This window comes from Aurantiacibacter arachoides, from assembly GCF_009827335.1.
Classification (GTDB): domain Bacteria; phylum Pseudomonadota; class Alphaproteobacteria; order Sphingomonadales; family Sphingomonadaceae; genus Alteraurantiacibacter; species Alteraurantiacibacter arachoides.
Genome location: NZ_WTYH01000001.1, coordinates 553,281 through 576,865, shown reverse-complemented (window position 1 = coordinate 576,865; position 23,585 = coordinate 553,281). Strand labels below are relative to the sequence as shown.

Genomic DNA, 23,585 nt, shown 5'->3' with positions numbered 1-23,585 from the left:
ATCCTACAAATTCTCGTCGTGCCGGGCAGTCGCGGCGGCGACCTCCCGGCGATTGCCGGCAGGCCGTTCGGCCCCCACAAAGGTCTGCAAGCGCCCCAGCGGTATCGCGACTCGCGTGGCCGATCGGGGATCGGACAGCGCCAGGTGGACGACATTCTCGCGGCCCAATGCCACAGACAGGGCCTCGCGGTCCAGAGGCAGGCGCGTGCCCGTCAAACCCGACCCCTCGGCATCCATGCCGACGCGATAGGCCTGATCCAGCTTGCGGCACCCGTCCTCGCACGCATCGGCAGCATGATAGAGCGCGGCTACGCCTCCCATCCGCGCCTCGTGGGCGATGCGATCGGAGCCCAAGATAAGCATTCCGCTGCGCATTTCGAGGCCCAGCCGCTGTAGGACAGCCTTTTCCAGCGCCGCCTGCATCAGCGCGGGCAGATCATCGGGTATCGCCAACCGGCCGGATTTGAACGCGCGGGCAAGTGCGCCCTTCAGCTTGCCGTCGGTGATCGCGGATTCGAGATCCTGGCGCGACACGCCGATCCACGCGCCGCGACCCGGCGCCTTGGCAAGCGCATCGGGCAGCACGTCGGCGGTCCCATCGTCCCCGTCAGGCGAGATGGCAAGACGCAGCAGGTCGTCGCGTGCCGACGTTCGTCCCGTCAGCACGCAGCGGCGTTCGCTCCCGCCGGGGGCAGGAGTGTCGCCGGTCCCGGTGTTAGGCGAACCTAATGGGTCATTGCGAGGATTCCGCATCGGCGGCCTCCTCTGCTTGGGCCGGAGCCTCGGCGGCTGCCGGTGCCTCGTCCTCGAACCAGTGCGCGCGGGCGGCCATGATGATCTCGTTGCCCTGTTCCTCGGACAGGCCGAAGGTGCCGAGCACCCCGCCCTTGTCCTCGGTACGCTGCGGACGGCGCTGCTGCTGCACCGGCGGCGCGGCCAGCTTCTCGGCCGGCGTCTGGCGACGGCGCGGCGCCTCGCGACGCTTGGCAATCAGTTCGTCGGTAGCGAGATCGGCCAGGTCGTCCAGCGTCTTGATGCCCGCACGGCCCAGCGTCACGAGCATTTGCTCGGTCAGGTGCGGCAGGTCGGCAAGATCGTCCTCGACACCCAGTTCCTGACGGGTGGCGCGATGCGCCTCTTCCTGCCGGTCGAGCGCTTCCCTCGCGCGGTTCTGCAGTTCCTCGGCCAGTTCCTCGTCGAAGCCCTCGATGCCGGCAAGCTCGTCAAGCTCGACGTAGGCCACTTCCTCGAGTTCCACGAAACCTTCGGCCACGAGCAGCTGCGACAGCGTCTCGTCGACGTCGAGTTCCTCCTCGAACATCTTGGAGCGTTCGGCAAATTCGCGGCTGCGCTTTTCCGAGGCTTCTTCCTCGGTCATGATGTCGATCTGGCTGTCGGTCAGCTGGCTGGCAAGGCGCACGTTCTGGCCGCGGCGGCCGATGGCGAGCGACAGCTGGTCGTCTGGCACGACCACCTCGATGCGGCTTTCCTCCTCGTCCAGCACCACGCGGGTGACGGTGGCGGGCTGCAATGCGTTGACGACGAAGGTGGCGGTATCTTCCGACCACGGGATGATGTCGATCTTCTCGCCCTGCATTTCCTGCACCACGGCCTGCACGCGGCTGCCCTTCATGCCGACGCAGGCGCCGACCGGGTCGATGGAGCTGTCGTGGCTGATGACGCCGATCTTGGCGCGGCTGCCCGGATCGCGGGCGGCGGCCTTGATCTCGATGATGCCATCGTAGATCTCGGGCACTTCCTGGGCAAACAGCTTGCGCATGAAATCGGGATGCGCGCGGCTGAGGAAGATCTGCGGCCCGCGGTTGTTGCGCTCCACCTTGCTGATAAGCGCGCGCACGCGCTCGCCCACGCGGGCGGCCTCGCGCGGGATCTGCTGGTCGCGGCGGATGACGCCCTCGGCCCGGCCGAGGTTGACGATCACGTGGCCGAATTCGACCGACTTGATGACGCCGGTGATGATCTCACCCGCGCGGTCCTTGAATTCCTCGAACTGGCGCTCGCGCTCGGCATCGCGGACCTTCTGGAAGATCACCTGCTTGGCGCTCTGCGCGTCGATGCGGCCAAGGTCGTCCATCGCTGGGAGCGGATCGACGATGTAGTCGCCCACTACCGCCCCGTCCTGCAGCTTCTGCGCCTGTGCGACGTCGACCTGCTTGAAGTAGTCCTCGACCTCTTCGACCACCTCGACGACGCGCCACAGGCGCAGGTCGCCGTTCATCGGATCGAGCTTGGCGCGGATGTCGTTCTCCTGGCCGAAACGCGCGCGCGCGGCCTTCTGGATCGCTTCCTCCATGGCCTCGATCACGATGGCCTTGTCGATCATCTTTTCGCTGGCGACGGCGGTCGCGATTGCGAGCAGTTCCGCCTTGTTCGCCGAAATGGGGCTGGCCATCAGTCCTGGACCTCTTCTTCCTCGGGTGTTTCTTCTACGTCGTCGACGCCGCTCATGTCGAGCGGCCGGGTGGCGGCGAGCAGCTTGTCGGTAAAGACGAGCTGCGCCGAATGAATGTTTGCCAGCGGCACCGCAACGTGGCCCGCGTCTTTATCCGCGATGGTGACGGTATCGCCCTCGATCCCGAGCAGCGCGCCGACGAGACGACGCCGGTCGCCCATCTTCTCTGCCAGCGCGATCTTCGCCTCGTGCCCCGCCCAGTTCGCGTAGTCCTTCGCGCGGGTGAGCGGACGGTCGATGCCGGGGCTGGACACCTCGAGGTTGTAGGCGCCTTCGATCAGCACCTCGCCCGCTTCCTCCACCGCGTCGATCCGATCAGAAATCGCGCGGGAAAGCTCGGCACACTGGGCAACCACCAGCTGGCCCGTCGCCGGGTCCTCCGCCATGATCTGCAAGGCGCGTTCGTCGCCGCTGCCGGTCATCTTCACGCGCACCAGTTCGAATCCGAGCGCCGTGGCTTCGGGTTCGATGACTTGGGTCAGGCGTGCGATATCGGCCATTCGGTCTCCATTGGTCCGCATTAGCGAAACGGGCGGTTCGTGCCGGCCCCTTCCGGCGCCAGCCCCTTCGTTGTCGCAACAATGTCGGGAATGGCAGCCATGTAGGCGCGCGAGGAAAAGAAAGCAATATGCTTGTGCCGCACACCAAAAAAGGGCCCGGCGCGAACCGGGCAAACAGATGCCTGCTAGTCGCCATCCTCCATCAGGCCGTGCTTCTTGATGGCGTGGCGCAACTGGTCGTAACTGAGCCCCAGCGCCCGGGCCGTCTGCCGCTGGTTCCAGCGATTGGCGCCGAGCGCGTGTTCGAGGATGGCGCGTTCGTGCGCGTCGACCGCGGCGCGCAGGTCGTCGACCTGGTCGAAACGGGTGGAGGTGGCCGCTGGCTGGGCCGTCGCCTGGGGTGATGCGGCCGAGGGTCCAGGCGCGACCGACCCACGTGGCTTCCATGGGCTTTCGAACGGATCGAACACCATTTCGCTGACCGGCTGTTCCCAGTTGTCCCAGCGGTAGATCGCCCGCTCGACCACGTTGCGCAGTTCGCGCACGTTGCCGGGCCAGGGATGGTTCTCCATCGCCTCACCCACGTGCTGGGCGAAGCCGGGCCATTCCTCCCACCCCAGTTCCGCCGCCATCCGCCGCCCGAAGTGTTCGGCCAGCACACCGATGTCGCCTTCACGCACCCGCAGCGGCGGCAAAGTGATGACCTCGAAGCTCAGCCGGTCGAGCAGGTCGGGGCGGAAGGTGCCTTCCTCGGCGCGGCGCGGCAGGTCTTCGTTCGTGGCGGCGACGATGCGCACGTCCACCCGTTGCGGCCGGCTGGAGCCGATCCGCGTGACCTCGCCGTATTCCACCGCGCGCAGCAGCCGTTCCTGCGCGCCCATCGACAGGGTGCCCAGTTCGTCGAGAAACAGGGTACCCCGGTCGGCTTCCTCGAACCGCCCGACGCGGGCGCGGGTAGCGCCGGTAAAGGCGCCCTGTTCATGGCCGAACAGCTCGGCCTCGATCAGCGTTTCCGGCAGCGCAGCGCAGTTCATGGTGACGAGCGGTTCTTCCCAGCGATCGGACAGGCGATGCAGGCGTTCGGCAATCAGTTCCTTGCCCGTTCCCCGTTCGCCGATGACCAGGACCGGGCGGGAAAGCGTAGCTGCGCGGCTGGCGCGCTCCACCGCATCGAGAAAGGCCCCGGACTGTCCGATGAACTGGTTTTGCTGCTTCATCGCCAAGACATAGGAAATTTTCCCGAGAGTTGGCAATAGACACCATCGCGGTAAGCCGACTCGCCGCAGGTATTGGCGGATTTCCGCCAATCGCACCGTTTGGCACGGTGGTTGCAATTCATCGGTGAGAAAGGTTCAGGAGGAAACACAATGTTCGATCACAGCTTCTTTTCCAGCAAGGTGGGACACGCCGCGCTGGTCAGCGTTGCCGCGATGATCGCGTTCACCGTATTCGCGCAGATGCAGCACGAGGTCGCTTCGGCGCACTCGCTGCTGACCATCAGCCCGCTGGTGGAGCTGGCATGAGCGACGATCGCAACCCCCTGACGCCGATCGGCAAGGGCCTGGCCCGCGCGACATCACGTCTCGATCAGGAGATCGAACGCCTGCGCACCAGCCCCACGCCGACCTCGCGTGCCATATATTCCGGAGGTAACTGGATGGGCATTTTCTCGCGTACCCGAGACATCATCGCCGCCAATTTCAACGAATTGCTCGATCAGGCCGACGATCCGTCGAAGATGATCCGCATGATCATCCTCGAGATGGAGGAAACCCTGGTGGAGGTGCGCGCCAGCGCCGCGCGCACCATTGCCGACCAGAAGGAGATGCATCGCCATACGGTGAAGCTCGATCGGTTGCAGGCGGACTGGGGCGACAAGGCGCAGCTGGCGCTTTCCAAGGATCGCGAGGATCTGGCCCGTGCCGCGCTGGTGGAAAAGCGCAAGGCGACCGACATGATCGATCAGCTCAAGCAGGAGATCGCCGTGCTCGACGATGCGCTGCGCGCCTACGAGCAGGATATCGCCAAGCTGCAGCACCGCCTGCGCGAGGCCCGCAGCCGCCAGAGCCAGATCGCTGCCCGGCTGGAAAGCGCGGAGAACCGCGTGAAGCTGCGCAGCCTGATGACCAACGAGCGGGTGGACGAGGCGCTGACCCGCTTCGACCAGCTCGAACGCCGCGTCGACTATGCCGAGGGCCGCGCCGATGCGCTGGGCATTTCCGGCAACACGGAAAGCCTGGCCGACCAGTTCGCCGCGCTCGAAGGCAACGACAAGGTCGAGGACGAGCTCGAACAGATGAAGCGTGCGCTGGGGATGACCCGCGATGACGCCAAGAACACGAAGGGGGAATAACCGTGGAAGAAGTCTTTGCCGTCATCTGTATCTTCATCGCGCTGCCGTGGATCGTGCTGCACTACGTGACCAAGTGGAAGACCTCGGCCACCATCACCACCGATGACGAGGCGCTGCTGGAAGACCTCTACAGCCTCGCCAAGCGGCTGGACGAGCGGATGGACACGGTCGAGCGGCTGGTCGCCAGCGACAATGCCGATTTCGTCCCGCCCCGCCTGCAGCACGACAGGGAAAGCGACAATCAGCCACTGCGCGAGCTGGAAATGATGCTCGCCGAAAAGAAGGGAGAACGCCCGTGAACAGTCCCCGTACCCAGCTTTATCGCGACAAGCAGAACGGCAAGATCATGGGCGTGTGCTCCGGCATCGCCGACTATACCGGGGTCAACGTCTTCTGGATCCGCCTTGGCCTGATCGTGTCCATCCTGACCGGCGTCTTGGGCGTCATCGCCCTGCCGCTCTACATCCTGATGGGCCTGCTGCTGAACAAGAAGCCGGCGCACATGTACAGCGCCGATCCAAAGGAAACCGCCTATTGGCAGGGCGTGCGCCAGAACCCCAAGCGCACCGCTCGCGAAATCCGTGCCAAGATGAAGGACGTGGATCGCCGGCTGGCGAGCGTGGAGAGCTTCTACGTCAGCTCCAACCCGCGCCTCAACGCCGAGATCGAGCGCCTGCGCTGATCCGCCCGCCGACGACAGGGAGTTAAAGACGACATGGAAGAGCTCATTCCGATCCTTGGCATCATCATGATCATCGTGATCGTGATCACCACCAACCGGCGCAAGCTGGAGGAGAAGCGTCTGGCGATGGAAGATCGCCGCGCTGCCTCCCCCGCCCCCGATACCTCGGCTGAAAAGGCGCGTGTCGCCGACCTGGAGGACCGCGTCCGGGTGCTGGAACGGATCGTCACCGACCGCGGCTATGACCTGGCCGCCCAGATCGAGGCATTGCGTGACCAGCGGCGCGAGGACGAGCGCGCGATGACGGACGGTTCAGGCGTGAAAATGGACTTCGCGAAGAAGGAGAAAGCCTGATGGACCCCGCCATCCTCACCCCCGAAGTGATCGGCATCGGCGTCGTCGCCATGTCGGTCGCCTGGGTCATCAATACCTTCATTCGGGTGCGCCACGGTTATCCGCTGGAGAACAGCTGGGGCAAGGCCGTCTATCCCAAGGGCTCCGAAAGCGAGGAACGGGTCAAGCTGCTGACGCAGGAAAACGCCCAGCTGCGCGCCGAGCTCGGTTCGATCAAGGACCGCGTGGCCAATGTGGAGCGCATCGTCACCGACAGCGGCTATCACCTGACACACGAGATCGAGAGCCTGCGCGGCCACCGGGAGAGCAACTGATGAACCCCGATATGCTGCTGGTCTTCGGCTTCGTGCTGGCGATGATCCTGATCGTCTTTCCGTTCGGCTATTTCATCAACAAGCGCGAGCAGGAGCACAAGGAGCGCAAGCTGGAGATCCAGGCGCGCATAGAGGAGGCCAAGGCCACGCAGGCCGTGGCACCGAACGAGGTGCAGGCACACCTGGAAGACCGGCTGCGCGTGCTGGAGCGTATCGTGACCGATCCGGGCATGGACATCTCGCGCCAGATCGAGGCGCTGCGCGCTGAAACGAGGTCCGCCCGATGAACTTTGCCGCCGCCATGGTGCTTATCGTCATGGTCCTCGCGCTGACCGTGTTGGCCATGCAGTTCGCCGAAAACCGCAAGGACCGTCTGCGCGGCAACCCGGAGGATGGCCAGGATCGCCTGCGCGAAGAACGCGACGAGGCCAGGGCCGAGCTCGCCGACCTGCGCGAACGGGTCAAGGTGCTCGAACGCATTGCCACCGATCCCGCCCGGCGCACCGCCGAGGAGATCGAGGCCTTGAGAGACAAGTAAGGAGGATGACGATGGAGATCGACATGCTTTACGCCGCGACCACCCTGCTGGCGCTCGCCATCATGGCAGGCGCGGCGCTGCTGGGCTGGCAGGGCTGGCTGGCGCTGAAGAACCGCGAACTGGAACTGCGCAGCCCGCCGCCGGCGATGGAACGCGGCTCGGCCGAGGGCATGGCCCGCATCGAGATCGCCGACCTCAAGGAACGCATCCGCAAGCTGGAAGCGATCGCCAGCGGGGTGGACTTGTAGGCGGGTCTTGATAGGGGCGCGGCGATGCGCACTCTCGAAGACATTCACGAAGAATACGATTTTCTCGATGCCGACGAACGCTATCGCCTGCTGATCGAGCTGGGACGCGACCTGGAGCCCATGCCCGCCGTGCTCAAGACGGACGCCACGCTGGTGCGCGGATGCAGCGCGCAGGTGTGGGTCTATCCCACCGTATCGCAAACCGGCGAGGAGGGGGCCAGGCTGCACTTCCTTGCCGACAGCAACGCCGCCATCACCAAGGGGATAGTCGCGCTGGTGATCGCCGCCGTGCAGGACCGCCCAGCCAGTGAAGTGGCGGCAATGGACGTGGCGGAACGCCTCGCCCCGTTCGACCTCAGGAACCAGCTCAGCTCCAACCGCACGCAGGGCGTGCCCAACATGATTGCCCTGGTGCGCGAACACGCCGCGCGCATCGCCGCCGGTTGATCGGAACCAGGGCTGCGAACGGGTCGTTGGGTGTGCAACGCCGGGTCGCACGGCAATCAGGGACAAACGCAACAATGGCCATCATCACCCTCATCCTCACGATCATCGTTCCGCCGCTGGGCGTGGCGTTGAAGCATGGTGTCGGCAAGACCGCACTCATCAACCTGGTGCTGACGCTGATCTTCTACGTGCCGGGCCTGATCCACGCCCTGTACGTCAACTACGCACGCTGAGCGTCAGCTCTTCGGCCGCCTCGCGTTCTTCCGCCTCCTCGCGGGCGGCATGGTGGATCATCTCGAAGCTGCCGTTCATATCGCGCAGGCTCCACACGCCGGTGATGCGATTGCCGTCGTCGGTCACCCGCCCGACGTAATCGACCGGGTTCTCGTAACCGAAACCGGCGCGGGCGTAGGTCTTGGTAAAGTCCACCGCCTCCCCCGCCACCACGCCAAGCACTGCCGCCTCTGCCGAGGCACCACCGTACAGGCTGGGTTCGATAATGCGGCCCGCAAGGCTGGCGCCGCGCTGGGTCGGCATGGCCAGGAACGGCGTAACGGGGCCGAAGCCGGCGGGATAGGAAAAGGTGCCGTCCCACTGGCCCGAAAGGTCGGTCAGAAACCAGCGCCTGCGCTGTCCCGAACCACGGCTGTGCCTGCCTCGCGCTGGCGGCGCAGGTCTGCCTTCAGCGCCGCCGGGTCGCGCGCGATCAGGAAACCAAAGCTCACCCCGCCTTCCTTGCCCACAGTCGCATGGTGCAGCTTGTGCGCCTGCACCAGCCGCTTGGCATAACCGCGCTTGGGCACGAAGCGGAAGTAGCGCTGGTGGACCAGTCCATCGTGGATGAGGGTGTAGATCACCCCGTAGATCGTGATGCCCAGTGCCGCCCACCACAGGAAGTCGGAGAGGTAGTAGCCGATCAGGAACATGGCGACGACGATCGAGCCGAAAATCACGGCGAACAGGTCGTTACGCTCCAGCGCGTTGTCGTGCGGTTCGTGGTGGTCGCGGTGCCAGCCCCACCCCCAGCCGTGCATCACGTACTTGTGCGCCCACCAGGCGAAGAATTCCATGAAGGCGACTGCGCCCAGGACGGTCAGGATGATGGCGGGTGTCGACATGTCAGTTCCCTTGGTTCCTGCAATCGCCGTGCTGGGCGCGGCGGAAGGCGGGCAGCGCCCACCACGGCGTTTGCGGGGACCGGTGATGTTCGTGATGATAGCCGAAATGGAAACAGGTGGCGAGGCTGAGCGGCGCGGAAAAGGCATCGCTGCGGGCGTTGTGCCGGTCTGCAAAACCACCCTCGGCATGATGGTGCGGGCGATAGGTGCCGAAGTAGAACAGTTGCAGGCTGCTGGCGATGGCGGGCACGCCGTAGACCAGCACGATCTGCGCCATCGGCACGCCGAACGCCAGCCAATACACTGTAACCACCAGCGAAACGTAAAGCGCCGACTGCCAGCCGAAATAGCGGCGCAGGAATGTGCCGTACCAGCGCCAGAAATGCGCCGGGTTATCGGCATCGAAATCGGGGTCACCCGCAGTGCCGGCGTGGCGGTGGTGATCGAAATGCGCGGCGCGCATCGTGCGCCAGCCGAACCCGGCATACAGGAACAGCAGGAACGCGCCGATGGCGGAATTGAGCCGCGGCCGCCCCGGGGCGAGCGAGCCGTGCATGGCATCGTGGCTGACGATGAAAAGCCCCACCGACAGCCAGCATTGCACCAGCGCGATGATAAGCCCCGCCCCCAGCGTCGTCCACGCCAGTTCGAAGACGAACACACCGTAGAGATGCAAGGCCAGCCAGGCGGCGAACAGCGCCGCCGCCAACCCGATGCCGATCGCCGTCTGCGTCGAACGGGTGGTGCCCGTCTCGGTCGCGACGATCGCGGAAGGTGGAGAGGCTGGCATGACCTGACTGAAATAGGGCGTCACCGCCACCAAGGCAAACGGCTTGGCGTCGATGTTTGTCCCGTCAACCGTCGCGGTCAACCGCCTGGGTCAACCGTCGCGCGGCAGGCCGAAGTGGCTTGCCGCAATATCCTTGTTGATGCGCGCGGGGCGAAGCGTCGTGCTGTCGATGCAGCACCACATGGACTGCACCTCGGCCAGCACGTCTTCACCGCGGCGGATCACCGTGTTGTAGAAGCTGCGCGCGCCGGCGATCTTTTCCAGCACCGTCTCGGCAATCACTTCGTCGTTCAGGAAGGCCGGGCGGCGATAGGTGATCTCGTGCTTCAGCGCGACCCAGGCCTTGGCCGCCACTTCCTCTGCCGGGGCCAGCTTCTGCCAGTGCGCGAGCACCACGTCCTGCACCCAGTTGAGATAGCGCGAATTGTTCACGTGCCCCATGAAGTCGATGTCTTCGGGAAGGATACGGATGGGCATGGAGAAGGAAATGGCTGACATGAGTGTAAGTTAGCGTGCGAAGATTAAATTTCCAAGACGCTCGAAAGGCTTTTCGTTCGATTGCTTGGCGGGTGTGACATCGCGCGCTATCCCCTGCCAATGGCAAGCAGGCCCCGCACCCTCTACGAAAAGATCTGGGACGCCCACGTGGTGGAGCGGCGCGAGGATGGCACCTGCCTGATCTTCATCGACCGCCACCTGGTGCACGAGGTCACCAGCCCGCAGGCGTTCGAGGGACTGCGCGCCAAGGGCCGCACCGTGCGCCGGCCGGAACTGACGCTGGCGGTGCCCGATCACAACCTGCCCACGACGCCGCGCGTCGATGCGGCGGGGCAGCGCATTCCCATACTCGATGCCGAGAGCGCCCAGCAGCTCGCCGCGCTGGAGCGTAATGCGCCCGAATTCGGCATCCGCTATTTCGATGCGACCTCGCGCCACCAGGGCATCGTCCACGTCGTCGGCCCGGAACAGGGCTTCTCTTTGCCGGGCACCACCATCGTGTGTGGGGACAGCCACACCGCCTGCCACGGTGGTCTCGGCGCATGGGCCTTTGGCATCGGCACGAGCGAGGTGGAACACGTCCTCGCCACGCAGACGCTGCTGCTGCGCCAGTCGAAGACGATGGAGGTTCGGGTCGAGGGCGATCTTGGCCCCGGCATCACGCCCAAGGACCTGATCCTGCACATTATAGGCGTCATCGGCACGGCGGGTGGCACCGGCCATGTCATCGAATACCGCGGCTCGGTGTTCGAGCAGATGAGCGTCGAGGGTCGGTTGACGGTGTGCAACATGAGCATCGAGGGCGGCGCGCGCGGCGGCCTGATCGCGCCCGACGAGACGACCTTTGCCTACCTCAAGGGCCGACCCTACGCGCCCAAGGACGATGCGTGGGACGCGGCAGTAGCTTGGTGGCGCACGCTCACCACGGATCCCGGCGCGCGCTTCGACAAGAGCGTGGTGATCGATGCTGCCGCGATAGAGCCGACCGTCACCTGGGGCACCAGCCCGGAGGACGTGGTCGCCATCGGCGGCGCGGTCCCCTCCCCCGAAAGCTTCGCCGACCCCGCCAAGCAGGAGGCGGCACGCGCCAGCCTCGCCTACATGGGCCTCGCCCCCGGCACCCCGATGACCCAGGTGGAGGTGCAGAACATCTTCATCGGATCGTGCACGAACAGCCGCATCGAAGACCTGCGCGCCGCCGCCGCCGTCCTGCGCGGTCGGCGCAAGCACGACACCATCAAGTGGGGCATCGTCGTCCCCGGATCGGGCCTGGTCAAGGCGCAGGCCGAGGCCGAGGGGCTGGACAAGGTGTTCACCGACGCCGGCCTCGAATGGCGGGAGCCCGGATGCTCTGCCTGTCTCGGCATGAACCCCGACAAGGTGCCCCCCGGCGAACGATCGGCCAGCACCAGCAACCGCAATTTCGTGGGCCGCCAGGGCCCCGGTGCGCGCACCCACCTCGTCAGCCCGGCGATGGCGGCAGCGGCAGCGGTGACCGGGCGGCTGACCGACGTGAGGGAGTTGAGCAAATAACATGCGCAAGATTGCACTGGCCCTGGCCCTTTCCGCCGTTCCCCTGCCGCTTTTCGCGCAGGACGCGCCCGACGTCAGCCTGACCCGCATTGACTGCGGCCGGGCGACACAGCCCATCGCGCTGGGCGGGTTCGGCGACACCGGCGCCTCCGACGGCATGACCCGCGATCTCGTAGTCAGCTGCTATCTCATCCGTCATGGCGACGACATCATGCTGTGGGATACCGGCATCGATCCTGCGACCAGCGGCGACCCGGATGGCGGGTTCTCGATGGGCGCGGCGCTGGTGGATCAGCTGGCGCAGATTGGCGTTACCCCGGCGGATGTCGATTATGTCGGTATCAGCCATTACCACTACGATCACGTCGGCCAGGCCCGCGAATTTCCGCAGGCAACGCTGGTCATCGGGAGCGCCGATTGGGCGGTGATCGAAGGCGGATCGCCATGGGTGAATCGCGACCTGTTCGTGCCCTGGCTCGACGGGGGAAGCCCGGTCCGGCAAGCGGGCGGCGACCTCGACCTGTTCGGCGACGGCACCGTCAAGTTGTTGGCCATGCCGGGCCACACCGGCGGCCACCACGCGCTGCTGGTACGCCTCGCCGACGCTGGCCCCGTGATGCTGACGGGCGATACCGCCCACTACACCAGCAATTACGAGCATGATCGCGTGCCCACCTTCAACGACGACCGCGCCGATTCGCTGGCTTCCCTTGACCGCTTCAAAGCCATGGCCGCGGCTTACGGCGCGACCGTGGTTATCCAGCACGAGCCTGACGACGTAAGCAAGCTGCCAGCCGTTCCCGAGGCAGCGCACTAGATCTTGCGCAAGGCCAGTTTCCCGCCCGCCGCCGCGCCCGATGCGCGCCTGCTCATTCTCGGCAGCCTGCCGGGCGAGCGTTCGCTGGCCCGGCAGCAATACTATGCTCACCCGCAGAACCGCTTCTGGCACCTCGTCGGCCTTGCCATCAGGGTGGACCTGACGGCGATCGCCTACGACGCGCGCCTTGCCGCCCTGCGCGGGCATGGCGTGGCCCTGTGGGACGTGGTCGCCTCTGCCCGGCGCGAAGGCTCACTCGATTCCGCGATCCGCGATGCCGACCACAACGCGCTGGGCGAACTGGTGGCCCGGTTGCCGCACCTGCGCGCCGTGGCTTTCAACGGGCGCACGGCGGAAAGGATCGGGCGCAGCCTGCTGACAGGAGTGCCTGTGGAGCAGATTGCCCTCCCCTCCTCCAGCCCCGCCTATGCCGCCATGGCGCTTGGCGAAAAGGAAATGCATTGGACGCGATTGCGTGAATATCTTGAAACGCCGGCCAGCCCCGCGCATTGAACGGGCATGACCGAAAAATTCAAAGGCAAGGCCGCCATCGGCGCGGCTATCGGATCGGCGGCGGTTGCCGCGGCGCTGCTCTATGTGAACAACCGCAAGAAGAAGCACGAACCGGTGCAGCCCGGCCCGATCCCCAGCGGCGAGATGCCGGAGACCGACTGATGGCTGAACGGATGGTCAGCGTCGAGGGCCGGGCCATCCCGTTCGGCCGCAAGAACATCGACACCGATCTGATCATCCCGGCGCGCTGGCTGAAAACCGTCAGCCGCGAGAGGTTGGGGCGCGGCGCGTTCGAGGCGGTGCGCACCGCCGATCCCGGCAACGTCTTCGATTCCCCGGAATTCGCCGACGCGCCCATCCTCATCGCCGGCGACAACTTCGGTTGCGGCTCCAGCCGGGAACACGCGGCCTGGGCCCTGCTCGACCTTGGCATCCGTGCGGTGATCGCGCCAAGCTTTTCCGATATCTTCGCCGGCAACGCCTTCAAGAACGGCATCCTGACCGTCGCCCTGCCGGCCGAGGCGGTCAACCGGCTGCTGGAGGTCGCCGTGAGCCAACCCATTGCCATCGATCTGGAAAGCCAGATGGTGACCACCCCGTTCCAGGATCGGTTTGCCTTCGAAATCGACCCGTTCCGCAAGCATTGCCTGGTCGAAGGCCTGGACGAGATCGGCCTGACATTGGCCTCCACCGACAGCATCGCTCGGTTCGAAGCCGACCAGGCCCGATACCAGCCGTGGGTGGTGCGCGGCACGGGTATTGCGGGCTAGACACAAAACCGCGCAAGCTGGCCTTGTCGAAGCGTCGCTTTTTGTCCAAGCACGGCGCCACGAATTAGCACGACCCTTCAACACGCTCGCGGTGAGCGGGAAGGGAGGTAGGAGCCAAGACTTATGACCGACTTCAAGGATCGCCAGAAAGGTGAGGAAGCCAAGTTCGCGATGGACCAGGACACCGCCTTCAAGGTCGCCGCGCGGCGCAACCGCCTGCTGGGCGAATGGGCGGCGGAGCAGATGGACCTCACGCCCGAGGAAACCGACGCTTACAAGAAGGCAGTCGTGCAGGCCGATTTCGAGGAAGCGGGTGACGAGGACGTGATCCGCAAGCTGCTGGGCGACCTGACGCAGGCCGGCTGCGACATCGACGAGGCCACGGTGCGTGCCAAGGTCGAGGAAAAGATGGTCGAGGCCCGGCGCCAGTTCATGAGCCAGAGCTGAGCCCCGCCATGCCCCGAGGATATTGCTGATGCCCATGCCCGCCGCCGAGATCGAGGCCCTGATCAAGGCCGCCATCCCCGATGCCGACGTCGTGATCGAGGCGCTGGTGGACGACAACGACCATTGGCTCGCCCGCGTCACCTCGGCGCAGTTTGCCGGCAAGAGCCGTGTGGCGCAGCACAAGATGGTCTTTGCCGCGCTCGGCGGGCGGATGGGCGGCGAGCTGCACGCCTTGCAACTGCACACCGCCGTCCCCAACTGACCCGCCAGACGAAATTCCATTACGGGTGAGTGCGATGAGCGAAGCGAACGAGCGGATCAGCAAGATCGTCAACGGGGCGGACGTCGTCCTGTTCATGAAGGGCACGCCGCTGTTTCCGCAGTGCGGCTTTTCCAACCGGGCCATCTCCATCCTCGATCACTGCAACGTCGCGTTCGAAAGCGTGGACGTGTTGCAGGACATGGAAATCCGCCAGGGCATCAAGTCGTTTTCCGAATGGCCGACCATCCCGCAGCTCTACGTCAAGGGCGAGTTCATCGGCGGAAGCGATATCATGATGGAAATGTTCGAGGCCGGCGAGCTGCAACAGCTGCTCGATGAAAAGCAGGTCGCCAAGGCGGATTGACCCGCCCGGCCCTCGCCTCCCAAGTCGAGGGAATGTCGATGTACCGATTGCTTGCCGCCGCTGCCGCGTTGGCGCTTGCCACTCCCGCATTGCCTGTGCTGGCACAGGACACGCTCGATATCGCCGGTCGGTCCGAGGCAGCACGCGCTGCGGAGGAGACCGGCCGCTTGATGGTGGACGTGCAGAACGCCACCGCCATTGCCCAGCAACAATATGCCGGGATGACCGAAAACGCGGTCACGGCCGGTTACATGGGCGCAATCGCCATGCCGGGCGAGGCGCTGGGCGTGTGGGATACGGTCATCGTGGGACGCCGCGGCGAGGCCGAGGACGCCCCGTTCGTGGCGCTGGCCGAATACGAGATTGCCGGCGGCGAAATCACGGGTGAAGTCATCCACACCCTGGCAGACGCCCCGCTGCTGGACGGGCGCGCTTCGGCCATGGCGCAGGCACGGCTGTTTGCCCCGCGCGCGGTCATCGCAGCCGGCAACACCGGCTTTTGCGTGGGCGACGGCGCGCAGGGATCGACGGTCGTATTTTCCACCATCGTACTCCCCCCGCGCGAAGACGGCAGTTTCGACGCCTATGTCCTGAACGGTCCGATCGAGCCCGGCGCGATACCGCTCGGCAAGCATTTTCGCGTGTCGTTCGATGCGTTCGGCATCGACGGTGAGCCGACGCTGCTGACCGATACCTGCGAGGTCGTGACCTGGGATCCAGCGGCAGACACCGCCATGAACGTCTATGTGACCGAATATGCCGGCGGCAGCGCGCCGAACGAGATCCATGCCTTCGTCTCCAGCCTGTTGCCGATGAGCCTTGGCGTAGTCACCGGCGACGAGATCTGGCCCATGGCCGGCGGAATGATCGCCCCGCCCGTCCCCGCGGCCGAGGCGGGCTACGTTTCGGGCGAATAGGAGGCCGGGGCCATGTGCAACCTCTATCGCATGACACGGTCGCAGGACGAGGTGGCGCATTTCTTCGACGCCATCGTGCAGGACCTGTCCGTCGCGCCAGCGGGCAACGCGCCGGAAATGATCTATCCCGGTTATCCCGGCCTGGTGCTGGCGGATGGCGCGCTGCAACAGATGGTCTGGGGCTTTCCGCTGCAGATGAAAGGTGCAAAAGGCCAGCCGCTGAAGCCGAAGCCGGTCAACAATGCGCGGGCAGACAAGCTCGCCAGCGGGTTCTGGGCACCCAGCTTTCGCGATCGGCGCTGCCTGATCCCGGTCTCCGCCTTTGCCGAGGCCGAGGGCCCGAAAGGGGCCAAGACCCGCACCTGGTTTTCCATGCCGGATGACGGGGGAGACGGGACCTTGTTCGCCGTCGCTGGGCTATGGCGTCCGACGGCGGAATGGGGCCCGGCCTATACCATGGTGATGACCGAGGCCTGCCAGTACGTTCAAGGTGTCCACGACCGTATGCCGGTGATCCTGCGCAAGAACGACTGGGCCGACTGGCTGGACGGCGCACCCGACACAGCCCACCTGCTGTGCCGCCCCTTCCCGGACGAGATGCGCGTGACACGCACCGACGAGCCCTGGGCCGGGCGACGCTGACGAAGTGGCGGAAGGGTCTTCGGGGAGGCGGGACCTGGAGACTAGGTGGGGACCCGGGAGAGATCCCGCCTCGTACGAAGATTGGGTACGCCCCATACATTGCACGTCGCGTGCCAGTTCAGCCTGCCCGCAGATTTGTGCGGGACACGATGGTTGGCAAAAGGTTAAGGCAGCGGGCAGGTGTAAAGTCGTCCGACAGTGCACCGACTGGCAAGGCGCGGGAGCGCGGGCCCGCGCACAAGCCGGGACCACAAGCGGGCAATGGTTTGCGCAAGGTGGGATCTGACCCTGCCCCTGCAGGGAATGGCGCGCCCGGCAGGACTCGAACCTGCAACTCCAAGCTTAGAAGGCTCGTGCTCTATCCAGTTGAACTACGGGCGCGTGGCGCCTGCGCATAGCGATGTTTGTGGCCGACGCAAACTGCCGCCGTATCGCAAACCGGAGAGCTCGGGTTTTATCGGGGCCGCGATGGCTGCCGGCCTATTGGGCCAGCAGCCAGATCGCGAGGTAGACGATGACCGCGGTGCCAAGGCTGGCAAAGGCGGCAATCACGAAAGCGAGACGGACGATCAGCGGGTCGACATCGAAGCGATTGGCGATGCCGCCGCACACGCCGCCCACCTTGCTGTTCAGCGTATCGAGGCGGAACCCGGTGGGGGCGCGGCGATCGACGGAGCGAACGTCGCTCATGCCAGCAGACCGACGACGGTGGTTGCATGGGGGTTGGCGAAGCTCGAGACGATTAGCGTCATCGTCATGGCAAGCGCGCCCACGGCGGCGAAGATCTTGGCGGCGAAATCGTTGGTGTTGGTCATGTCATTTTTCCCTGTGTCAGTGGGCGATTGCGTTCTTGCTTCCCACGCAAACAGTGTTGCAGCCGGCGTGCCAAACCGCGGAACTGACGGATTTCTGCCATTCTCGTTCATCGCAGCGACAGATTGCGATGAGGTCATTCCCGCAGATTGGCAATTTTCACCAACTTTTGGAACAGCGATTGGAGTGGCGAGCCAAACCGTGCTCGCCTAGATGGCATGAGTCCCATGGCGCTCGACCGCATCTCCCTCGCGACCTTTCGTAATCACGTCGACACCCGGCTCGACGATACGCGCCAGATCAACCTGCTGGTGGGAGAGAACGGCGCGGGCAAGACCAACGTGCTGGAGGCGCTATCTCTGTTCGCGCCGGGTCGCGGGCTGCGGCGCGCAGGTTTGGCAGACATGGCGGGCAAGCACGCGCCGGGCGCTGACGATGCACAGGGCTTTGGCGTGGGCGCCCGCCTCCTGACGCGCGACGGGGGCCAGCCGGTGCAACTTGGCACCGCCCTGCGCGGCAGCCGCCGCATCGTGCAGGTCAACGGTGCGGAAACGAGCGCGGTCAGCCTTGGCGAATGGCTTGCCATGGGCTGGCTGACCCCGGCGATGGATCGTTTGTTCGCAGACAGTGCCGGGGCGCGCAGGCGCTATGTGGATCGGCTCGCCGTGGCGCTGGACCCCGTCCATGCCCGCCCCGCCGCGCGTTACGAGGCGGCCTTGCGCGAACGCAACCGCCTGCTGTCTGACGAGCGTGAACCCGATCCCGCCTGGCTCGATTCCATCGACGCGCAACTGGCCGCCGCCGGCGGCGCGCTGGCAGAGGGACGCGGACGCCTGGTGGACGCGCTGGTAGCCGAACTGGCCGCGCTGCCGACCGAGCCCTTCGCTCGCCCCGCCCTTGCGCTGGCCACCTCCGGCGCCCGCACAGAGGGCGACCTGCGCACCCAGCTTGCCGCCAATCGCCGCCGTGACCGCGCGGCGCAGCGCACGCTGATGGGTCCGCATCGCGACGATCTGCTGGTGACGATGGAAGGCAAGGCCATGCCGGCCGCAGAGTGCTCGACCGGCGAGCAAAAGGCCATGCTGATCGCCATTACCCTGGCCCACGCCGCGCTGGCCGCGCGCGGCCGGCCGAGCCTGCTGCTGCTGGACGAGGTGGCCGCGCATCTTGACCCGGTGCGGCGCGAGGCGCTGTTCGCACGGTTGCGCGACAGCGGCACCCAGGTCTGGCTGACCGGCACCGAGATCGCCCCGTTCGAGGACATTGTCGGCGAAGCGGCGATCTGGCGCGTAGCGGAAGGTCGCGCCGAACGGCTCTAGTCCTTCGGCAGCGCCTCGATCACGGTGTCGACAGTTGCTGCCACCATCGCCTCCACCCCTTGCGCCGTCGGGTGGATGCGATCGTCCTGCACCAGCGCGGCATTGTCCAGCAGGGGCGCCATGAAGAACGGCACCAGCGCCGCGTCGTACTGCGCGGCAAGCGCAGGATAAAGGGCGTCGAAATCGGCCTGGTATTGCGGGCCGTAATTGGGCGGCGCGCGCATCCCCATCAGCATCACCGGCACCCCGCGCGATTTGAGCTCGTCCAGGATTGCGGTCAGGTTCTCCCGCGTTTGCGAAGGCTGGATGCCGCGCAGCAGATCGTTGCCGCCCAGTTCCACGATGGCAAGGTCGGGCATGGCATCGAGGTTGTCGAGCACATAGGCGATCCGCTGTCGCCCTGCCGCCGTGGTATCGCCCGAAACGCCGGCGTCGATCACGGTGGCATCGATCCCGCGCCGCCTGAGCACGCCTTCCAGCCGCTCGGGATAGCCCTCGTCCTCGGCCAGGTTGTAACCTGCAAACAGGCTGTCTCCGAAGGCCAGCACGGTGCGCGCCGGGCCCATCACGGTCAGTTCGTCTTCAATCGGGGCAGCGACCTGCGCCGGTGTGGGCGTGGCGGTTGCAGGGGCCGGCGCTTCGCTGTCGCAGGCCACTAGCAGCGTTGCCATCGACAAAGCGGCGAAACCGCCTGTCCACGGCCTTCGGGATGTCTTGTCCATTCAGCCTAGCTATGCCATCCGCCCGGAGTGACAAGTCCCCCCCCGCTTCCGCCCGTCATTTCCGCCCGCGACCTGCGCCTGACGCTGGGCGATGGCGAGGCCGCGGTGGAGATCCTGCGCGGCATCGATCTCGACGTGGCGCAGGGCGAGACGCTTGCCCTGCTCGGCCCGTCGGGCAGCGGCAAGAGCTCGCTGATGGCGGTGCTCTCCGGTCTGGAGCGCGCGACGTCCGGCCAGTTGACGGTGGCGGGGCAGGATTTCACCGCGCTGGGAGAGGATGCGCTGGCCATGGCCCGGCGCGGCCGCATCGGCATCGTGCTGCAGGCCTTTCACCTGCTGCCCACCATGACCGCTGCCGAAAACGTCGCCACGCCGATGGAACTGGCGGGCGCGGACCGCGCGTGGGAGCGCGCCGTGGCGGAATTGGAGGCGGTTGGCCTGGGCCACCGCACCACGCATTATCCCGCCCAGCTTTCCGGCGGCGAGCAGCAGCGCGTCGCCATCGCCCGTGCCATCGCGCCGCGGCCCCCGCTGTTGTTTGCCGACGAGCCTACCGGCAACCTGGACGCCGCCACCGGCGAAAGCGTGGTCGAGGTGCTGTTCCGCCGGCGCGCGGAAACGGCCGCAACGCTGGTCATCATAACCCACGATCCTGCCCTTGCCGAGCGATGCGACCGGGTGGTGACCCTGGCCGACGGCCTGATCGCCAGCGACAGTCGCACACCATGAGCTGGTCGCGCGCCTGGACGGTGGCCCGGCGCGATCTCGCCAGCGGCTTCAGGGGCTTGCGCCTGCTGCTGGTCTGCCTGTTCCTGGGCGTCGGGGCGCTCGCGGCCATCGGCAGTCTCACCACGGCAATCGAGAACGAACTGGCGAGTCAGGGCCAGACGATCTTAGGCGGCGATCTTGAGATAGAGCTGTGGCAGCGCGGGCTGACGGACGAGGAGGCGACGTGGCTGGCGCGTTATGGCACCCTGTCGCGCGGCTATCGCCTGCAGGCCATGGCGGCGACCGACGATGCCGCCGTGCCGATCGAACTGAAGGCAGTCGACGCCAATTACCCGATGTACGGATCGCTGCTGCTCGAAAGCGGCGAGACGGCGGGCCCGCCACCGGCCGGCTCGGCCTGGCTTGCGCCGGGCGCGGCGGAACGGCTCGGCATCGGCGTAGGCGACAGCTTTACGCTGGGCACACAGACGGTGCGCGTTGCGGGCATCATCGCCGAGGAGCCCGATCGCCTGTCCGAAGGCTTCGCCCTGGGGCAGACGGTCATCGTCCCCTACGCCCTTCCCGAACAGGCCAGCCTCACGCTGCCCGGCGCCATGTTCCAGACCAAGACGCGCGTCGCCTTCACCGGCAATGCCGACGCGGACGCGGTGTCGGAGGCACTGGAGGCGGCCTTTCCCGGCCAGCCGTTCGACATCCGCACCGCCGCCGTCGCCTCGCCCGGTGCGGAGCGCTTTGTCGGCCGCATGGGGGAATTCCTAACGCTGGTCGGCCTTGCCGCCCTGGTGATCGCCGGGATCGGCATCGGCGGAGGGGTGAATTCCTATCTTGAAGCGCGCCGCAATTCGATCGCGACGCTCAAGATACTGGGCGCAACGTCGGGCGATATCGCCCGCATCTATACGCTGGAGATCGGGGCGGCGGCGCTGGCGGGGTCGCTGGCGGGGCTGCTCGCGGGCGTGCTTGTCACCCCCTTGCTCGCCGGTGCGCTGGGCGCGCTGCTTCCCGTCAGCACCGACCTGTCCCTTGCCCCGTGGGCGCTGCTGCGCGCGTTTGCCTTTGGCCTGCTGGTGGCGCTGGTCTTCGCCGCGCCGCCGCTGGCACGCGCGCGGGTTTTTCCGGCGATGGCCCTCATGCGTGAGCGCGTCTCGCCACTGGGCCGTCGCTGGAGCGGAGCGGCCTGGCCGGTGGCGTTGGGCGTTGCCGGGATCGTGGTGCTGGCAGTCGCTGCCTCGGACCAGCCGCTGCTGTCCGGCGGGTTCCTGGCCGGAGCTGCCGCCGTGCTCGGCCTGCTGGCGCTGGTGGGCAAGGGCATCCGCACCGCCGCCGCGCGCCTGCCCCGCCCGGCCAACCCCATCGCCCGCGCCGCGCTCGCCAACCTGCATCGACCGGGCGCGCATACCGGCGCGCTGGTCACCGCGCTGGGGTTCGGCTTGTCAGCTTTCGTCCTGCTGGCCGCCGTGCGAAGCTCGCTCGATGGCAACATCCAGCGCACCGTGCCCGATCGTGCGCCCGATTACTTCGTGCTTGACGTGCCGCGCGACGGGCTCGCCCGGTTCGAACAGCTTGTCCGTGCGCGAACGCCCGACGCTGCCATCGAGACGGTGCCGACCCTGCGCGGGTCGATCGAGTCCTACGGACCGGTGGACGATCAGATCGTGGTCGCCGATCTCGAGGACTTGCCCGATGGGGCCTGGGGCCTGGATGGAGAGCGCGGGCTGACCTACGCGGCTGCCCTGCCGGCAGGCAACACCGTGACCGAGGGCGCATGGTGGCCCGCAAACTACGCCGGCTCGCCGCTGGTGTCCGTCGACGCCGAACTTGCCGAGGCAGCCGGGATCCGCGTCGGCGACGCCATAACGGTGTCCGTCCTGGGCGTGCAGAAAAGCGCGCGTGTCGCCAGCCTGCGCCGCATCGACTGGGAAAGTCTCGGCTTCAACAACGTCTACGTCTTCACCCCGAACACCTTTGCCGATACGCCGCACAACCTGGCCGCAACCGTGGACCTGCCCGAAACTGCCGAGGCCGGCGGGCTGCTGCGCGATCTGGTGCGCGGCTTTCCCTCGGCCAGCGTGATCGAGGTCGGCCCATTGCTGACCGAAGCGCGCGCCATCCTGGACCAGGTCAGCCTCGCCATCCTGGCCGCCGCATCGGTCGCGGTGCTGGCTGGCGTTGCCGTGCTACTGGGCGCCATCGCCGCGGCGCGGGCGGCGCGCACCTATGACACCGTGGTCCTGCGCGTGCTGGGCGCCAGCCGGGGCCAGCTGCTCGCGCTGCAATTCGCCGAGTTCGGCCTGCTCGCCGCCGTGCTGGCGGGCGTGGCGCTGGTGCTGGGCAGCGGCCTTGCCTGGCTGATCGTGGTCCGGTTGTTCGAATTCGACTGGCTGCCCGACTGGGGCGAGGTATTTGCCGTGCTGGGCGGCGGGCTGGTGCTGGTGCTGGGCTTCGCCCTTGCCGCCTCGCTTCCCCTGCTGCGCGCGCGGCCCGCCCAAAGCCTGCGCGCGCTGTGAGGGTCATTCGAACGTCGCGATAGTCTCGCGTGCAGGCGCCAGACCCGCGTGAAGCGACGCCATGAAGCTGGACGAGATCATGGCTGCCAGCGCCGAGATGACCAGAAAGGCGATGAAGAAGATCGCCATGCCTCCCATGACCGCCCCGAAATCGCCGGGGCCGTTCGCGTTGGAGGCCATGGCCGCAAACGAGCCCCCGAAAATCAGGAACAGGACGCCTACCGCCGCCACCAGAAGGACGAAGAAGACCAGCATGGCCACAAAGATCCGCATGGCATTGCCCGAGGTCAGGCGCCAAGAGCGTGCGATGGCGGAAAGGGGGTTGCGCTCCCCCTCAACGGCAATGATCGGAAAGACGACCGCGAGCCGGCAAAGCAGATAAAGGATCAGCACAAGAGAGGCGGCCACGCCGATAAAGGCTGCGGCGTCTCCGGCGCGGGAAAGCGCTCCGACCAACAGCGTCAGGATCAGCGTGACCGCAAAATAACCAACGAAGAAAACCACCAGCAACCCAAACAGGGTAAGCATGCTGCGCAGGCCGGCACCGAACGATTGGGTCAAGGCAGGCGAATGCAGCGGGGATGCCTGGTGCGTCAACGATACACTCGTTGCGAATGACAGCAATAGGTAGGCGACATAGAACAGGACGATCATTAGAATCGCGCCCACACCCATTGCCGCGAACGGACTGTCGCCCATCACCCCGGCAAGCGCAAAACTGCCCCCGATTACGGTGAAAAACACGACGGCCATCGCAATCTGAAGGGCAAGATATACCGCCCACAGACCCAACAACGGTCCAAACCGTCGGCCGACCATCGCGAACGATTGCGAAATCACCTCACCAATTCGAAGATCCATATCTGCAGCCCCCATCCCCTAGTTGCGGGCAAAGGCTACATCAACGCGCGGGTA

Annotated in this window: 36 protein-coding genes and 1 tRNA gene; 24 read left to right on the top strand and 13 right to left on the bottom strand. The window is 66.2% G+C overall.

The genetic code is table 11. The features are described from left to right. Nucleotides 1-3 precede the first annotated feature (3 nt). The 4 genes from GRI62_RS02895 to pspF form a co-directional block, all read right to left on the bottom strand. A complete protein-coding gene (locus GRI62_RS02895) occupies nt 4-753 on the bottom strand; it encodes a DUF448 domain-containing protein (protein ID WP_131451925.1) in 750 nt (249 codons plus the stop codon). Then, the gene (gene nusA, locus GRI62_RS02890; RefSeq protein ID WP_131451924.1) at nt 734-2,413 is read right to left on the bottom strand and encodes a transcription termination factor NusA; all 1,680 of its coding nucleotides are present in this window, start codon (nt 2,411-2,413) and stop codon (nt 734-736) included. The genes GRI62_RS02895 and nusA overlap by 20 nt, the downstream gene beginning before the upstream one ends. After that, on the bottom strand, nt 2,413-2,973 hold the full coding sequence (gene rimP / locus GRI62_RS02885) for a ribosome maturation protein RimP (RefSeq protein WP_131451923.1): 561 nt from the start codon (nt 2,971-2,973) through the stop codon (nt 2,413-2,415). The genes nusA and rimP overlap by 1 nt, the downstream gene beginning before the upstream one ends. A 185-nt stretch (nt 2,974-3,158) precedes the next feature. Then, nucleotides 3,159-4,190, bottom strand: a complete 1,032-nt coding sequence (pspF, locus tag GRI62_RS02880; protein ID WP_131451922.1) for a phage shock protein operon transcriptional activator — start codon at nt 4,188-4,190, stop codon at nt 3,159-3,161. Nucleotides 4,191-4,340: 150 nt separating this feature from the next. On the opposite strand from pspF, the gene GRI62_RS02875 reads away from it, so the two are divergent. From GRI62_RS02875 to GRI62_RS02835, 11 genes are all read left to right on the top strand, one after another. Beyond that, nucleotides 4,341-4,496 carry a hypothetical protein gene (locus GRI62_RS02875; RefSeq protein WP_160731800.1) on the top strand — a complete coding sequence of 52 codons (156 nt, stop codon included), beginning with the start codon at nt 4,341-4,343 and terminating at the stop codon, nt 4,494-4,496. Continuing rightward, a complete protein-coding gene (gene pspA, locus GRI62_RS02870) occupies nt 4,493-5,326 on the top strand; it encodes a phage shock protein PspA (protein WP_131451921.1) in 834 nt (277 codons plus the stop codon). Before GRI62_RS02875 ends, pspA begins: the two co-directional genes overlap by 4 nt. Before the next feature lie 2 nt (nt 5,327-5,328). Further along, nucleotides 5,329-5,625, top strand: coding sequence for an envelope stress response membrane protein PspB (gene pspB, locus GRI62_RS02865; protein ID WP_131451920.1), 297 nt, complete (start codon nt 5,329-5,331; stop codon nt 5,623-5,625). Then, complete coding sequence (gene pspC / locus GRI62_RS02860; protein WP_131451919.1) at nt 5,622-6,008, top strand: envelope stress response membrane protein PspC; 387 nt, start codon at nt 5,622-5,624, stop codon at nt 6,006-6,008. The genes pspB and pspC overlap by 4 nt, the downstream gene beginning before the upstream one ends. Nucleotides 6,009-6,041: 33 nt before the next feature. After that, the gene (locus tag GRI62_RS02855) at nt 6,042-6,362 is read left to right on the top strand and encodes a hypothetical protein (protein WP_131451918.1); all 321 of its coding nucleotides are present in this window, start codon (nt 6,042-6,044) and stop codon (nt 6,360-6,362) included. Continuing rightward, entirely contained in the window at nt 6,362-6,676 is a 315-nt protein-coding gene (locus GRI62_RS02850; RefSeq protein WP_131451917.1) for a hypothetical protein, read from the top strand. Before GRI62_RS02855 ends, GRI62_RS02850 begins: the two co-directional genes overlap by 1 nt. Beyond that, on the top strand, nt 6,676-6,963 hold the full coding sequence (locus GRI62_RS14430; protein WP_131451916.1) for a hypothetical protein: 288 nt from the start codon (nt 6,676-6,678) through the stop codon (nt 6,961-6,963). The genes GRI62_RS02850 and GRI62_RS14430 overlap by 1 nt, the downstream gene beginning before the upstream one ends. Continuing rightward, nucleotides 6,960-7,214, top strand: a complete 255-nt coding sequence (locus GRI62_RS14425; RefSeq protein ID WP_131451915.1) for a hypothetical protein — start codon at nt 6,960-6,962, stop codon at nt 7,212-7,214. Before GRI62_RS14430 ends, GRI62_RS14425 begins: the two co-directional genes overlap by 4 nt. A gap of 11 nt (nt 7,215-7,225) precedes the next feature. Beyond that, the gene (locus GRI62_RS02845; RefSeq protein ID WP_188669344.1) at nt 7,226-7,462 is read left to right on the top strand and encodes a hypothetical protein; all 237 of its coding nucleotides are present in this window, start codon (nt 7,226-7,228) and stop codon (nt 7,460-7,462) included. 24 nt (nt 7,463-7,486) lie between these two features. Beyond that, a complete protein-coding gene (locus tag GRI62_RS02840) occupies nt 7,487-7,909 on the top strand; it encodes a SufE family protein (protein ID WP_131451913.1) in 423 nt (140 codons plus the stop codon). Between the two features lie 74 nt (nt 7,910-7,983). Next, complete coding sequence (locus GRI62_RS02835; RefSeq protein ID WP_131451912.1) at nt 7,984-8,142, top strand: YqaE/Pmp3 family membrane protein; 159 nt, start codon at nt 7,984-7,986, stop codon at nt 8,140-8,142. Here GRI62_RS02835 and GRI62_RS02830 read toward each other — a convergent pair. The 4 genes from GRI62_RS02830 to GRI62_RS02815 all read right to left on the bottom strand — a co-directional run bounded on the left by GRI62_RS02830 (nt 8,126) and on the right by GRI62_RS02815 (nt 10,315). Further along, nucleotides 8,126-8,446, bottom strand: a complete 321-nt coding sequence (locus tag GRI62_RS02830) for a hypothetical protein (RefSeq protein WP_131451911.1) — start codon at nt 8,444-8,446, stop codon at nt 8,126-8,128. The two genes, GRI62_RS02835 and GRI62_RS02830, sit on opposite strands and share 17 nt — an antisense overlap. 74 nt (nt 8,447-8,520) lie before the next feature. Continuing rightward, entirely contained in the window at nt 8,521-9,027 is a 507-nt protein-coding gene (locus GRI62_RS02825; RefSeq protein ID WP_131451910.1) for a sterol desaturase family protein, read from the bottom strand. A gap of 1 nt (nt 9,028) precedes the next feature. After that, on the bottom strand, nt 9,029-9,898 hold the full coding sequence (locus GRI62_RS02820) for a fatty acid desaturase (RefSeq protein WP_234027345.1): 870 nt from the start codon (nt 9,896-9,898) through the stop codon (nt 9,029-9,031). 9 nt (nt 9,899-9,907) lie between these two features. Further along, nucleotides 9,908-10,315: an acyl-CoA thioesterase gene (locus tag GRI62_RS02815; protein WP_131451909.1), complete on the bottom strand. Its 408-nt coding sequence runs from the start codon at nt 10,313-10,315 to the stop codon at nt 9,908-9,910. Nucleotides 10,316-10,414: 99 nt separating this feature from the next. Here GRI62_RS02815 and leuC point away from each other — a divergent pair, with 99 nt between their 5' ends. From leuC to GRI62_RS02765, 10 genes are all read left to right on the top strand, one after another. Beyond that, entirely contained in the window at nt 10,415-11,848 is a 1,434-nt protein-coding gene (gene leuC / locus GRI62_RS02810; protein WP_131451908.1) for a 3-isopropylmalate dehydratase large subunit, read from the top strand. 1 nt (nt 11,849) lies between these two features. Then, entirely contained in the window at nt 11,850-12,665 is an 816-nt protein-coding gene (locus tag GRI62_RS02805; protein WP_131451907.1) for an N-acyl homoserine lactonase family protein, read from the top strand. 3 nt (nt 12,666-12,668) lie between these two features. Continuing rightward, nucleotides 12,669-13,178, top strand: coding sequence for a DNA-deoxyinosine glycosylase (locus tag GRI62_RS02800; RefSeq protein WP_131451906.1), 510 nt, complete (start codon nt 12,669-12,671; stop codon nt 13,176-13,178). 6 nt (nt 13,179-13,184) lie between these two features. Then, on the top strand, nt 13,185-13,340 hold the full coding sequence (locus tag GRI62_RS02795) for an isopropylmalate isomerase (RefSeq protein WP_131451905.1): 156 nt from the start codon (nt 13,185-13,187) through the stop codon (nt 13,338-13,340). Further along, on the top strand, nt 13,340-13,948 hold the full coding sequence (gene leuD, locus GRI62_RS02790) for a 3-isopropylmalate dehydratase small subunit (RefSeq protein WP_131451904.1): 609 nt from the start codon (nt 13,340-13,342) through the stop codon (nt 13,946-13,948). Before GRI62_RS02795 ends, leuD begins: the two co-directional genes overlap by 1 nt. A 123-nt stretch (nt 13,949-14,071) precedes the next feature. Continuing rightward, nucleotides 14,072-14,395: a DUF1476 domain-containing protein gene (locus tag GRI62_RS02785; protein WP_131451903.1), complete on the top strand. Its 324-nt coding sequence runs from the start codon at nt 14,072-14,074 to the stop codon at nt 14,393-14,395. Between the two features lie 28 nt (nt 14,396-14,423). Further along, entirely contained in the window at nt 14,424-14,657 is a 234-nt protein-coding gene (locus GRI62_RS02780) for a BolA/IbaG family iron-sulfur metabolism protein (protein ID WP_131451902.1), read from the top strand. A gap of 34 nt (nt 14,658-14,691) precedes the next feature. Beyond that, on the top strand, nt 14,692-15,021 hold the full coding sequence (gene grxD, locus GRI62_RS02775; protein WP_131451901.1) for a Grx4 family monothiol glutaredoxin: 330 nt from the start codon (nt 14,692-14,694) through the stop codon (nt 15,019-15,021). Between the two features lie 38 nt (nt 15,022-15,059). After that, nucleotides 15,060-15,938 (top strand): hypothetical protein, encoded by an 879-nt coding sequence (locus GRI62_RS02770; protein WP_160731799.1) that lies wholly within the window; start codon nt 15,060-15,062, stop codon nt 15,936-15,938. Between the two features lie 12 nt (nt 15,939-15,950). Next, nucleotides 15,951-16,580, top strand: a complete 630-nt coding sequence (locus tag GRI62_RS02765) for an SOS response-associated peptidase (RefSeq protein WP_131451899.1) — start codon at nt 15,951-15,953, stop codon at nt 16,578-16,580. 304 nt (nt 16,581-16,884) lie between these two features. On the opposite strand, the gene GRI62_RS02760 is transcribed toward GRI62_RS02765, so the two are convergent. The 3 genes from GRI62_RS02760 to GRI62_RS14610 form a co-directional block, all read right to left on the bottom strand. Continuing rightward, a tRNA-Arg gene (locus tag GRI62_RS02760) sits at nt 16,885-16,961 on the bottom strand. 99 nt (nt 16,962-17,060) lie between these two features. Further along, nucleotides 17,061-17,270, bottom strand: a complete 210-nt coding sequence (locus tag GRI62_RS02755; RefSeq protein ID WP_131451898.1) for a PspC domain-containing protein — start codon at nt 17,268-17,270, stop codon at nt 17,061-17,063. Further along, on the bottom strand, nt 17,267-17,395 hold the full coding sequence (locus GRI62_RS14610) for a hypothetical protein (protein ID WP_267901975.1): 129 nt from the start codon (nt 17,393-17,395) through the stop codon (nt 17,267-17,269). Before GRI62_RS14610 ends, GRI62_RS02755 begins: the two co-directional genes overlap by 4 nt. A 225-nt stretch (nt 17,396-17,620) precedes the next feature. Between GRI62_RS14610 and recF the strand changes: the two genes are divergently transcribed. After that, on the top strand, nt 17,621-18,712 hold the full coding sequence (recF, locus tag GRI62_RS02750) for a DNA replication/repair protein RecF (protein WP_131453729.1): 1,092 nt from the start codon (nt 17,621-17,623) through the stop codon (nt 18,710-18,712). Here the strand turns inward: recF and GRI62_RS02745 are convergent. Further along, complete coding sequence (locus GRI62_RS02745; protein WP_234027344.1) at nt 18,709-19,383, bottom strand: arylesterase; 675 nt, start codon at nt 19,381-19,383, stop codon at nt 18,709-18,711. The two genes, recF and GRI62_RS02745, sit on opposite strands and share 4 nt — an antisense overlap. Before the next feature lie 78 nt (nt 19,384-19,461). Here GRI62_RS02745 and GRI62_RS02740 point away from each other — a divergent pair, with 78 nt between their 5' ends. Then, nucleotides 19,462-20,163 (top strand): ABC transporter ATP-binding protein, encoded by a 702-nt coding sequence (locus tag GRI62_RS02740; protein WP_131451896.1) that lies wholly within the window; start codon nt 19,462-19,464, stop codon nt 20,161-20,163. Further along, the gene (locus GRI62_RS02735; RefSeq protein WP_131451895.1) at nt 20,160-22,670 is read left to right on the top strand and encodes an ABC transporter permease; all 2,511 of its coding nucleotides are present in this window, start codon (nt 20,160-20,162) and stop codon (nt 22,668-22,670) included. The genes GRI62_RS02740 and GRI62_RS02735 overlap by 4 nt, the downstream gene beginning before the upstream one ends. Nucleotides 22,671-22,673: 3 nt before the next feature. Here GRI62_RS02735 and GRI62_RS02730 read toward each other — a convergent pair whose 3' ends face one another. Then, on the bottom strand, nt 22,674-23,531 hold the full coding sequence (locus GRI62_RS02730; RefSeq protein WP_160731798.1) for a glycerophosphoryl diester phosphodiesterase membrane domain-containing protein: 858 nt from the start codon (nt 23,529-23,531) through the stop codon (nt 22,674-22,676). Between the last annotated feature and the right edge of the window lie 54 nt (nt 23,532-23,585).

What these genes read in the sequence shown, in the direction of transcription:
- GRI62_RS02895 (WP_131451925.1), bottom strand. Translation starts at nt 753, where the DNA reads ATGCGGAATCCTCGCAATGACCCATTAGGTTCGCCTAACACCGGGACC.
- nusA (WP_131451924.1), bottom strand. Translation starts at nt 2,413, where the DNA reads ATGGCCAGCCCCATTTCGGCGAACAAGGCGGAACTGCTCGCAATCGCG.
- rimP (WP_131451923.1), bottom strand. Translation starts at nt 2,973, where the DNA reads ATGGCCGATATCGCACGCCTGACCCAAGTCATCGAACCCGAAGCCACG.
- pspF (WP_131451922.1), bottom strand. Translation starts at nt 4,190, where the DNA reads ATGAAGCAGCAAAACCAGTTCATCGGACAGTCCGGGGCCTTTCTCGAT.
- GRI62_RS02875 (WP_160731800.1), top strand. Translation starts at nt 4,341, where the DNA reads ATGTTCGATCACAGCTTCTTTTCCAGCAAGGTGGGACACGCCGCGCTG.
- pspA (WP_131451921.1), top strand. Translation starts at nt 4,493, where the DNA reads ATGAGCGACGATCGCAACCCCCTGACGCCGATCGGCAAGGGCCTGGCC.
- GRI62_RS02855 (WP_131451918.1), top strand. Translation starts at nt 6,042, where the DNA reads ATGGAAGAGCTCATTCCGATCCTTGGCATCATCATGATCATCGTGATC.
- GRI62_RS02850 (WP_131451917.1), top strand. Translation starts at nt 6,362, where the DNA reads ATGGACCCCGCCATCCTCACCCCCGAAGTGATCGGCATCGGCGTCGTC.
- GRI62_RS14430 (WP_131451916.1), top strand. Translation starts at nt 6,676, where the DNA reads ATGAACCCCGATATGCTGCTGGTCTTCGGCTTCGTGCTGGCGATGATC.
- GRI62_RS14425 (WP_131451915.1), top strand. Translation starts at nt 6,960, where the DNA reads ATGAACTTTGCCGCCGCCATGGTGCTTATCGTCATGGTCCTCGCGCTG.
- GRI62_RS02845 (WP_188669344.1), top strand. Translation starts at nt 7,226, where the DNA reads ATGGAGATCGACATGCTTTACGCCGCGACCACCCTGCTGGCGCTCGCC.
- GRI62_RS02840 (WP_131451913.1), top strand. Translation starts at nt 7,487, where the DNA reads ATGCGCACTCTCGAAGACATTCACGAAGAATACGATTTTCTCGATGCC.
- GRI62_RS02835 (WP_131451912.1), top strand. Translation starts at nt 7,984, where the DNA reads ATGGCCATCATCACCCTCATCCTCACGATCATCGTTCCGCCGCTGGGC.
- GRI62_RS02830 (WP_131451911.1), bottom strand. Translation starts at nt 8,446, where the DNA reads ATGCCGACCCAGCGCGGCGCCAGCCTTGCGGGCCGCATTATCGAACCC.
- GRI62_RS02825 (WP_131451910.1), bottom strand. Translation starts at nt 9,027, where the DNA reads ATGTCGACACCCGCCATCATCCTGACCGTCCTGGGCGCAGTCGCCTTC.
- GRI62_RS02815 (WP_131451909.1), bottom strand. Translation starts at nt 10,315, where the DNA reads ATGTCAGCCATTTCCTTCTCCATGCCCATCCGTATCCTTCCCGAAGAC.
- leuC (WP_131451908.1), top strand. Translation starts at nt 10,415, where the DNA reads ATGGCAAGCAGGCCCCGCACCCTCTACGAAAAGATCTGGGACGCCCAC.
- GRI62_RS02805 (WP_131451907.1), top strand. Translation starts at nt 11,850, where the DNA reads ATGCGCAAGATTGCACTGGCCCTGGCCCTTTCCGCCGTTCCCCTGCCG.
- GRI62_RS02795 (WP_131451905.1), top strand. Translation starts at nt 13,185, where the DNA reads ATGACCGAAAAATTCAAAGGCAAGGCCGCCATCGGCGCGGCTATCGGA.
- leuD (WP_131451904.1), top strand. Translation starts at nt 13,340, where the DNA reads ATGGCTGAACGGATGGTCAGCGTCGAGGGCCGGGCCATCCCGTTCGGC.
- GRI62_RS02785 (WP_131451903.1), top strand. Translation starts at nt 14,072, where the DNA reads ATGACCGACTTCAAGGATCGCCAGAAAGGTGAGGAAGCCAAGTTCGCG.
- GRI62_RS02780 (WP_131451902.1), top strand. Translation starts at nt 14,424, where the DNA reads ATGCCCATGCCCGCCGCCGAGATCGAGGCCCTGATCAAGGCCGCCATC.
- grxD (WP_131451901.1), top strand. Translation starts at nt 14,692, where the DNA reads ATGAGCGAAGCGAACGAGCGGATCAGCAAGATCGTCAACGGGGCGGAC.
- GRI62_RS02770 (WP_160731799.1), top strand. Translation starts at nt 15,060, where the DNA reads ATGTACCGATTGCTTGCCGCCGCTGCCGCGTTGGCGCTTGCCACTCCC.
- GRI62_RS02765 (WP_131451899.1), top strand. Translation starts at nt 15,951, where the DNA reads ATGTGCAACCTCTATCGCATGACACGGTCGCAGGACGAGGTGGCGCAT.
- GRI62_RS02755 (WP_131451898.1), bottom strand. Translation starts at nt 17,270, where the DNA reads ATGAGCGACGTTCGCTCCGTCGATCGCCGCGCCCCCACCGGGTTCCGC.
- GRI62_RS14610 (WP_267901975.1), bottom strand. Translation starts at nt 17,395, where the DNA reads ATGACCAACACCAACGATTTCGCCGCCAAGATCTTCGCCGCCGTGGGC.
- recF (WP_131453729.1), top strand. Translation starts at nt 17,621, where the DNA reads ATGGCGCTCGACCGCATCTCCCTCGCGACCTTTCGTAATCACGTCGAC.
- GRI62_RS02745 (WP_234027344.1), bottom strand. Translation starts at nt 19,383, where the DNA reads ATGGCAACGCTGCTAGTGGCCTGCGACAGCGAAGCGCCGGCCCCTGCA.
- GRI62_RS02735 (WP_131451895.1), top strand. Translation starts at nt 20,160, where the DNA reads ATGAGCTGGTCGCGCGCCTGGACGGTGGCCCGGCGCGATCTCGCCAGC.
- GRI62_RS02730 (WP_160731798.1), bottom strand. Translation starts at nt 23,531, where the DNA reads ATGGATCTTCGAATTGGTGAGGTGATTTCGCAATCGTTCGCGATGGTC.